The 8,833-nt window shown below is 43.5% G+C and carries 8 protein-coding genes and 1 pseudogene; 2 read left to right on the forward strand and 7 right to left on the reverse strand.

The annotated features are described in order from the left end of the window. Together F6K37_RS25115 and F6K37_RS25120 are read right to left on the reverse strand one after the other, a co-directional pair. The coding region (locus F6K37_RS25115; RefSeq protein ID WP_287252909.1) for a DUF3854 domain-containing protein at positions 1 to 1,342 on the reverse strand (1,342 nt) is incomplete at its 3' end. Between the two features lie 220 nt (positions 1,343 to 1,562). Beyond that, positions 1,563 to 1,694: a hypothetical protein gene (locus F6K37_RS25120; protein WP_267871963.1), complete on the reverse strand. Its 132-nt coding sequence runs from the start codon at positions 1,692 to 1,694 to the stop codon at positions 1,563 to 1,565. A 99-nt stretch (positions 1,695 to 1,793) separates the two neighbouring features. Here F6K37_RS25120 and F6K37_RS25125 point away from each other — a divergent pair, with 99 nt between their 5' ends. After that, a complete protein-coding gene (locus tag F6K37_RS25125; protein WP_287252898.1) occupies positions 1,794 to 2,987 on the forward strand; it encodes an ArsB/NhaD family transporter in 1,194 nt (397 codons plus the stop codon). 72 nt (positions 2,988 to 3,059) lie between these two features. Further along, positions 3,060 to 3,644 carry a Uma2 family endonuclease gene (locus F6K37_RS25130; protein ID WP_287252900.1) on the forward strand — a complete coding sequence of 195 codons (585 nt, stop codon included), beginning with the start codon at positions 3,060 to 3,062 and terminating at the stop codon, positions 3,642 to 3,644. A 166-nt stretch (positions 3,645 to 3,810) separates the two neighbouring features. Here F6K37_RS25130 and F6K37_RS25135 read toward each other — a convergent pair whose 3' ends face one another. The 5 genes and pseudogenes from F6K37_RS25135 to F6K37_RS25155 form a co-directional block, all read right to left on the reverse strand. After that, positions 3,811 to 4,140: a XisI protein gene (locus tag F6K37_RS25135; RefSeq protein ID WP_287252902.1), complete on the reverse strand. Its 330-nt coding sequence runs from the start codon at positions 4,138 to 4,140 to the stop codon at positions 3,811 to 3,813. Further along, positions 4,128 to 4,596, reverse strand: a pseudogene (locus F6K37_RS25140) (XisH family protein). Before F6K37_RS25140 ends, F6K37_RS25135 begins: the two are co-directional and overlap by 13 nt. Before the next feature lie 334 nt (positions 4,597 to 4,930). After that, a complete protein-coding gene (locus F6K37_RS25145) occupies positions 4,931 to 5,332 on the reverse strand; it encodes a hypothetical protein (RefSeq protein ID WP_287252904.1) in 402 nt (133 codons plus the stop codon). A gap of 791 nt (positions 5,333 to 6,123) precedes the next feature. After that, positions 6,124 to 7,005 carry a hypothetical protein gene (locus tag F6K37_RS25150; protein WP_287252907.1) on the reverse strand — a complete coding sequence of 294 codons (882 nt, stop codon included), beginning with the start codon at positions 7,003 to 7,005 and terminating at the stop codon, positions 6,124 to 6,126. A gap of 875 nt (positions 7,006 to 7,880) precedes the next feature. Then, positions 7,881 to 8,012 (reverse strand): hypothetical protein, encoded by a 132-nt coding sequence (locus tag F6K37_RS25155; protein WP_008177993.1) that lies wholly within the window; start codon positions 8,010 to 8,012, stop codon positions 7,881 to 7,883. Positions 8,013 to 8,833 lie beyond the last annotated feature (821 nt).

Below are 8,833 nucleotides of genomic sequence, written 5' to 3' on the forward strand. Positions count from 1 at the left end.
TCCCCCCCAAGACATTCTGGATTAGGGTTTTCAGAGATTTGAGAATAGCAACCCGATTACTCTGACAGGTGCTAGAGTTCAATCCATGCCAGAGCACTTGCTCCACTTCATCGATAATTACTACGCCATCAGACCAGTTAGCAGCATTGAAGCGAGCCTGAGAATTCCCATGCAAGGAGTCGAGACATAAACCATAACCTAAGACGCCTTGCTTCTGGTCATCCCTGACCTCAGTGATATACTTGATGCCAAAGCGTTGACACAATGCTTCTACTAATCGCACCCGATGACCAAGCACCAATACCCATTGGTTTCGGGCTAGGGCTTGAGAGACAATTTTTTCCAGTAGTTGGGTTTTTCCAGTACCCTTAGGGGATTTAATCCCAATCAGTTGGGCTGTATCCGGAATCGGAAGTTCTTGCAGATAGCGGCAATTTACCTTAAGGTTAGCTCGATAGGTCAGCTGGGTTAGGGATTTAGCTTTCCAAGTATCGAGGGGGAGTGCTCGTTGGTAAACTTGCTCAAAGGTCTTCTGACCTTGATCAGCAATTAAATCATCTACCCCTTTGCCTAGCTGGGCATCCCAAGTAATCACCTTAACAGGGCAACCTGCTTGATTGAGCAGATATCCCATTCTACGAATCGCAGCATTGACAGCTTTGATGGTATTCGGTTTCGAGTCTTGGTCAAAGACTATGTAAATCGGTCGCTCCGGAGTCGCTAGTTTCTGTAGTTGGGGAATCAAGTCAGACTTGCCAATCCGATTTCCCTGGGCATCCCTACGGATTCGATACCCACCATTAATTCCTGGTAATGCGATCGCAGCGTAACCAGCAGTGAGTAAAGCTCCAGCTTTCTTAGCGCCCTCAGTAATACACAACGGAATTGAGGGGTGAGAGATTAGCCACTGCCAAAACCCTAGATCCGGTTGATTGTGGTCAAGGTCTGTGGGGAGAATAGTAATATCATTGCGTTCAGCAATCCGTTGCCACAGGTGGAAAGGTACTCGCAGAGCAAACAAGCCTGTGGGGGTTTTGGGGGGATGTTCATATTTAATTAGCTTCCTAGTTTCCCCACTGTGACGGGGTTGCCTGGGTTTGAAACAGCCCCAAATATCCTCCTGACCAGTAAGCAAGTCAATACCAGAACACCACCATCCCCCTTGTTCGAGGTGTTGATAGCGTTTCAGAATCGAGTTTAGCACTCGACCATCATTGCGTCTGGGCAGGGAGTCGGAATAGAAGAGATACTCAAATGGGCTAGAGCCTTCGAGAGACCTTACATTGAGGCGAGTCAGCTGTTCATCAACACTACTAGCTGTCCACTCCTGGATATGGTTCATGGGTTTGGGGAAGACTCTGGCAGAGGTCACGCTATATCTAGTGGTTTAATCTTTAACTTAAGTAATATAACACTATTTGTGACCTAATAGTTCATTTTACCTAATGGTTTATATTTTCTTGACAGTTCACCGTTTACGGTTAACCGTTGACGGTTGATAGTACCATAAAATGATCACTTATCCCTAGCATCGGATTACCAGTAATTAGTGTAATTAGTTATTAGTTATATAGGGATGCGTGTAGGAATTGTGACAATTTTTGTTCCCTACTCCCGTCTTGATGCAGTCGCTCATGGGGGGAACCCCCAAGACCGTAATGGTGCTTTTTCCGTAGGCGAATTAAATTCGCCACGGGTCGCACCTCTGCATCGCTACTCCCTACGGTGCGCTTGACCCGTAATTAAATTCGCCACGGGTCGCACCGCTCCCTACTCCCTACTCCCTATTCCCTTTGCTATTCCAGAATATTCCCATAGTCTGGGCGAGAGTGGGAAACGCCACTTTCACCCTTATTTCTCTAATTATTCTTGCCCTAAGTTTAGGTCAAGCAGGTTGGTTTCGGTGGTTAGCGCTTCACATAGCTAATTGGGGATGTGGTCGTGGCCATTTGCTTTTCTCCTTAGTGATCCTAGTGGGGATGTTATTGAGCAATGTGTTTACTAACCTCGCCACGACCATAGTCTGGACAGCTGCTGTCATGGAAATTTTGCTGCTGCTTGGCTTTAGTGCCAAAGCTACTCTGGCATTTGTGTTTACTAGTGGTTTTATTACCGATGCCGCTAGCTTGCTACTGCCGATGAGTAATCCAGTCAATCTGATTTATGTTGACTATTTACAGATTTCCTGGTTGCGCTATGTGATGGTGATGTTGCCGGTAACCGTTGCCACAATAGCCACTAGTATCATCATTCTCTGGTTCTATTTTGAACCCCAAATCCCCCTGACCTATAACCTTGCCCGTCTACCACCACCTAATCGTGCGATTCGAGATTCCTTAATCTTTAAATTGAGTTTTCCTATTTTAGGACTACTCCTAATCGGCTACTTGTTGGCAAAAGTGCTAAATTTCCCCATTGCCTGGATTGCTGCTATGGCAGCTTTAGTGATGGTGGCATTAGCAGCACGTTCCCTTAACGGTCGGGCTAGTAGACTTAGTTATATCTTACCGCTAGCAGGTCAACTGCCATGGCGAATTATTTTACTTATCCTAGTGCTGTTTCTATTCAGCATCGGTTTGGACAATCTGGGCATAACTGCTCTGTTGAGCCAGCGGTTGGAAATCCTTTCTAATTGGGGACTCACCTTAGCAGCTAGTGGTAGTGGTTTCTTAGCCACATTTCTTGCTAGTGTACTCAATAATTTACCAACAGTACTGCTGAATGCTAAGGCAATTGAAAACATTACGGATATTGATCCAGCTGTAAAAGAAGTGATGATATACGGTAATTTAATTGGGTGCAACTTAGGAGCAAAAATTACTCCGTTAGGGAGTCTATCAACTCTACTTTGGTTGAATGTATTGGCTTTTAGAGGACTCCAAATCAGTTGGGTTTATTATATTCGCTTAAGTTTTATTCTTACCATGCCAGTTTTGTTTATCAGCTTGCTTAGTTTAGCAATTTGGTTACCCTGGCTGATTGCTTGATTATATTTATGTTCACATCTTAACTAAAAATGCTATAGACTATAAATAGTAATTCAATGGGGTTTGTGACCAATGACAATGATTACTCAAAACTCTCCAAATCAAAAATCAAAATTAGTGTCATTGGAAGCGTTTATAAAACTACCAGAAACCAAACCTGCTAGTGAGTATATTGATGGACAAATTGTTCAGAAACCAATGCCACAGGGAAAACACAGCACAATTCAAGGGGAATTGGTTACTGCTATTAATCTAGTGGTGAAGCAAGAACGAATTGCTCGTGCTTTTCCAGAACTTCGGTGTACTTTTGGTGGACGCTCAACCGTTCCCGATGTATCTGTGTTTGTTTCCCAGAGAATTCCTCGTGATGACAATGGCGAAATTGCCAATGTTTTCCAGGTAGCGCCTGATTGGACAATTGAGATTCTTTCACCTGACCAAAGTCAAACTAAGGTGACAAAGAATATTCTCCATTGTTTAAAGTATGGGACCGCAATGGGCTGGTTGATTGATCCAGAGGAACAAACCGTTTTCGTTTATCGTCCAAAACAGCAGATGGAAGTGTTTGATCAATCATCCGAACAACTTTATGTGCCATCCTTTGCTAGGGAATTAAGCATTACTGTGGGAGATTTGTTTAGTTGGCTATTGGATTGAATCGATAATGGTAGGGTGGGCAAAAATTTATCGCCTATAAACTTAATGAAAAAACTCTATTACTTTTTGCCTATAATGGTAGGGTGGGCAAAAATTTATCGCCGATAAGCTTAATGGAAAAACTCTATTACTTTTTGCCCACCCTACTAAACTTTTCTGTAAAATGCTACAGGTGAGCATATGCAGTAAATTGTCTTTTGAAGGGAGACTTAAACCCTAAAACTATATGCTGTTGGGGAACTCCTGCTTCAACTAATTCGTTAGCTACTCCCACTTCAGTGCCATCACTCTGAATCCAAATTTTATTATCTTTGATATCAATATGAATTAAGCTTCCGTATTCCCGTCGTTGGTCATACCAGCCCACTACCATCACTAAATAATGATTGCGCTCACTATCAAATATCATTTGAACTTCTGTCTGATCATCGTTAAGGTTGATAGCGTGGGCTTTCAAGATTTTTTGGACTAATTCATTATAGTTCAAGGTTTCCATGATGAAATCTCCTCTTTCTTAGGTTCAAAAATTAGCAATTTTAGCTGATACTCTTCAAGAGCATCCTGAATAAAGGGGCGACGAAAAAATGTATTGTAAGTATCGGTAGGAACGGCTAAGTATAAAATAAAATTAGGTAATGTTTGCTTTAATGCTAATCGATAGTTTAGGAAGCGATGCAGCGCGGTCTTGGGGGTTTCCCCCATGAGCGACTGCATCAAGACATTGACCAAGGGCGACGTGAAACTCTGCCATTTCTGATTCTTGTAAAAAACTTTTGATTTCTACCGCTATGCTTTGATTATCTTTCTGGGCTGCAATTAATTGTTCGGCTGCTAAGTCTATATACATTTCCGATCCGCCAACTTTGATGTATAGAGGATCTTTAGTTATCAGCCAGCCATCTTTTTCTAGGGCTAACCGAACGGTGTTGTGAAAAATATCCTTGGCTGGCATAGACAGATGGGCAATTAGAAATGACTTAGGCTTTTTAAGGTTTATTATAACTGAGATCAATATAAAAAATTCCTCCCGCGCTCTACCGTAACGTGAGCATCGGGAGGAATTTCAGCAGGTGCGACCCGTGGCGAATTTAATTCTTAATGCGGAAAGCGCACCTATGGAATAATTAAATTGAGGCCATAGGGTAAGAGTTAAACCTTGTTTAACTACTGTTGCTAAAACTCGCCTACCCCAACGTTAGCTATGTCGCTCTATAACTAAAACGATCTCACCAGGCAGTTTGTGACATTTTTTTCGACTTAGAGTCCTGTTTTAAGAACTTCCGCCGCTAAAATCTGGGCATGGGTTCAAACAGATTGGCCACTTTAAATTCTGTCGCACCCACTTCCTCCGGGGAGAAGGAAATCCGGTAGGCATGGGAAGCAGTTTTACAAGGATCCGGTTTCAGGCGGATGAAGGTGGCAGTTGGAGGCTGGGATTTTTCCAATATGGTTGTGAAGTCCTCTTTATTCGTGCAGCCCGTGCTCGTCACTACGATCATGACTGTATTTTCAGTAACTTGTATTCCATGCAATGGTTCTATCGTTGCTGCTAAAGCCGTAGGAGCTGTGACACAGAATACTGCCACTGCGGCAAAGAGCAGGGTCCCTAGACCAAGTGCCAGTCTTGAGAGTGCTTTCTTCAAGGGAAGAGCAGCTGGCTTGAAGCGGTTGAATGTTGTCTTTAGCATGTTTGAATTAATGATTTTACGAATTTTGGCCTGATGTTAAAGGGACAGGACGGTCGAGATGATGGAGACCCTCAAGTCTGCCATCCCCTTAAGGCCGGGTCAATTTGGATTGAGCACTCGAAAGACTGAACCATAGGGTCTCCTTGTGGCTTCTGGTTCCGGGGAATTCAGGAATAGTCAGGTTTCCTGCCCCATCGGACTTTGGAAAAGATTGGAGTTCGGTTCAAGAACTCCTGCGCCATTCGCGATTCTAAGAGCAGGGATATTTCATTGTCAAGAAAATAGAAGATAATCAGAGATAATTACTCTTAAGTACCAAAATTAAGTACAGAAACTGCGGATGCTTCGCTTTTTGACAGAAAAGTACCAACGGGGGCAGTTGCGATCGCATCCTTGTCAAAGCAATACCCTAAACCTTAATAAAATAGGTTAACCCTTAATTATAACTTATTATTATCAATGATTTGCTATATTAAGTAAAGTCGTTGGTCAAATAATTCCTATCACTGTTCCCTGTTCCCTGCTGCCTGCTCCCTATAAAAATGTACCTCACCTAATTGAAAACCGCTATAGTTACTCGTGGTTTATACTAGCGCTATAGTTAAGCTATGGAAAATATATAGTCAGTCAACCAAGTTATCCGACAGCGCTGGCTTACCTGACTTGTGCTTAAGTCTTAACTATCACCCTACCAGCCTTGCCAGCACCAAACGCCTCAGCAGTCAAGTCTCAACGGCTCGACTGGGCGTTGGGTTGGTACTGATCACAGTTGGTATTGTGAATAGAAGTACTCAACTTTCAGGACGTTCAGGACCTTCAGCAGGTCTTTTTTTAGGACTTTCAGCAGCTGTTTTTTCAGGACTTTCAGAACTTTCAGCAGCTCTTTTTTCAGCCATTTCAGCAGCTCTTTTCTTAGCTTCCGCCAAGGCTTCCTGCTTATCTTCTTTCCGAACTTTGCAGAACCGTGGAGGCTGATCCATTGGGGGTGCCAATTCTTCCACAAACGCGAAGGCATTTTTGTGGGGAAGGAATCGGGCTTTGACCTGGATGAATTTTGGCTTGCCCTGCTCCTTGAGCTTAGGATTGAATCGGAATGGTTTGACCGAGGAGTCGCGCCAGAATAATGGACAGTGACCAGCTTTGAGTACCCGAGTTCTTTCTGTAGCCTGGTGGTTTTTGAGATAGTTCACTAATTGTTCACTGTGGTTCCTAAAAACTGACACACAGGGAACTTTACATACAGGGATGAACTGCCACAATCCAGCCAAGATGAAATAGCCATTGCCAATCGCTTCAGCCCAAGCATGGGGTCTGTCTTCCTGTAAAATCCCAATTACCTCAAACCGGATATCCTGGAATTTGTTCCTGTCTGGGAAGTGGATCGGCTTAGGATATACCACGAGGCGATGCTCTCGGTTTCCGGCCTCTATGTGCCCCTTGAGAATATCCAGCACATACCTTTTCCGGTTGTGCTTAAGCAGAAAAAAGAGTGGGTAAGCCTTACCCTGAATGGTAATGGTAGGAATTTTCTCAGACAAATCTACCTCACCAGTTACAACCCCAACAGCCATAAACTTTGGTTCTGATGGCTGAATTAGTTCAATTGGTTGAGATGGTTTTACTAATTTCCTGGGAATCTCTGGTTTTTTGATTAGTGTTAGAATTTCTGACATAATTAATAGTGATTGTGTTTGTTCTTAACAAAAGACATCTAAAGAAATCTAGGAAATGGTTCGAATACCTTCCCTGCCAACTGCAAGACGAAAATAGAGACGATACAACTGACAGCTTGGCTTCGCCTGATTGCCATCGAGTGTCACCAACCCCATACTTTCTATAGGTGCCCTTGACCTTGGCGAATTAAATTCGCCAAGGTCAAGCGCACCTGCTGATAGCCAGTAATCCCTTCTATCAACATCCCCCTGATTAGTCCTAACAACCTGTTTCAGTCCTGATCCCAATTGGGACAGATCTGTGATCATAACCAGAAGACCTCGTAGATGGTGGCTATAAATTTCCATAGGTGCGCGCCTGCTAGGGCGAGTAAATCGCCCTTGGGTCCCACCTCCTAGTGTAGGTGCTGCTGGCAAGAACTCCTTTTATGTTATCTCTCTGACGAGAAAGGTGATAAACCCCAAGGCTGACCAGATCAGGATATCCTCCTCCGATGGCTATTAGTCCAATTCGGTTTGACTGCTATTAGTCCAATCAATACCATAGTGCTGCCCTAAATTCTGCCCCTGCTTTGGCCTAAGCGGCTTTGGGCGCTGATTAGACTTCGCCGCAGTTATCAGGGCAAAGGGGAAAGGGTAAAGGGATTAGATTATGAGTCTACCCCGAGCCTGTTGATGCCAAAATCCCAGCATAGGCAATCGGTCTTGGGCAATCGGTCTTGGGCAATCGGTCTTGGACAACCTCAGTTTTATGTAAGAAATTGGCTGGTTTTTTGAGGATATAGGAGACATAATTAAGAATTCAGGAGAATAATTCAGAAGTTATTGGGAGAATACATAGGTTAATTGCCCATTAAACTCTGATTAATTCCTAATTAACTATAAAATTCAGTTATTATGGCTCCTGAATCCTGAATCGAAGCTCCTGACTCCTGGATAAAGTTGGTGATGTCGAACTCAGGTTGGGCAAGACTAGGAAACTCGACAACCACCTGGACTTGATTCACCAAATTTTTACTTTTTTTTCACAATTAACCAAATCTTCACATTTAGTTCAAAAAAGCTTTCAAAAAATTTGGGTAGTCTTCATGATAAATTTATAAAAATTATACTGATTTTTTCATATCCTTACTTATATAACCTAACTGGGTTGTTTTTACAGCACCTTTGAACGGCACAGGAAGCTGCAAACAGCGAGTCAATCCCAAACTAGTTCATTTGGGATTGACTCGTAATTATTACTCTAGCGGTTTTCAAGCTAGTAAGGTACAAGTTTTAGGGACCAGGGACCAGGGACCAGGGACCAGGGACCAGGGACCAGGGACCAGGGACCAGGGACCAGGGACCAGGGACCAGGAAGCAGTAAAGTCATAAGAGGGAAGAGGTAAAAAATTATGTGTACCTCATTAGGCTAAAAAACGCTAGATTAGCCACTGCATCAAGAGGAATTGCTACAACCTTTAGATTTCTTTCAGAAGTCGGGAACAGGGATCAGCGGATTTGGGAACAGAGATCAGGTAACAGTGGACAAGAGTTGCTGATTTGACTTCCCAAACTCCCCACACTTCACCCACTCACCTCAAGCAGGTTTTGTGTAAGCATATGCCCTACGCGCAATAGCTGATAGCTGATAGCTGATAGCTGATAGCTGATAGCTGATAGCTGATATAGCAGAAGTCAGAAGTCAGAAGTCAGAAGTCAGTGCGGCTTGTTCCTACTAGGAGCCTCTAGAAAATAGAGGGGTATGAGTAGGGGACTTCGCGAGGAATAAAAACCTCAAAAGTCTAACTGTCTAACGGATGCGGGTGAAAACCCCGCCCTTCAGGAG

The organism is Moorena sp. SIO4E2 (genome assembly GCF_010671945.1).
GTDB lineage: Bacteria > Cyanobacteriota > Cyanobacteriia > Cyanobacteriales > Coleofasciculaceae > Moorena > Moorena producens.

Excerpts from the sequence above, each read along its gene's own strand:
- F6K37_RS25130 (WP_287252900.1), top strand. The coding sequence starts at position 3,060 with ATGACAATGATTACTCAAAACTCTCCAAATCAAAAATCAAAATTAGTG.
- F6K37_RS25135 (WP_287252902.1), bottom strand. The coding sequence starts at position 4,140 with ATGGAAACCTTGAACTATAATGAATTAGTCCAAAAAATCTTGAAAGCC.
- F6K37_RS25145 (WP_287252904.1), bottom strand. The coding sequence starts at position 5,332 with ATGCTAAAGACAACATTCAACCGCTTCAAGCCAGCTGCTCTTCCCTTG.
- F6K37_RS25150 (WP_287252907.1), bottom strand. The coding sequence starts at position 7,005 with ATGTCAGAAATTCTAACACTAATCAAAAAACCAGAGATTCCCAGGAAA.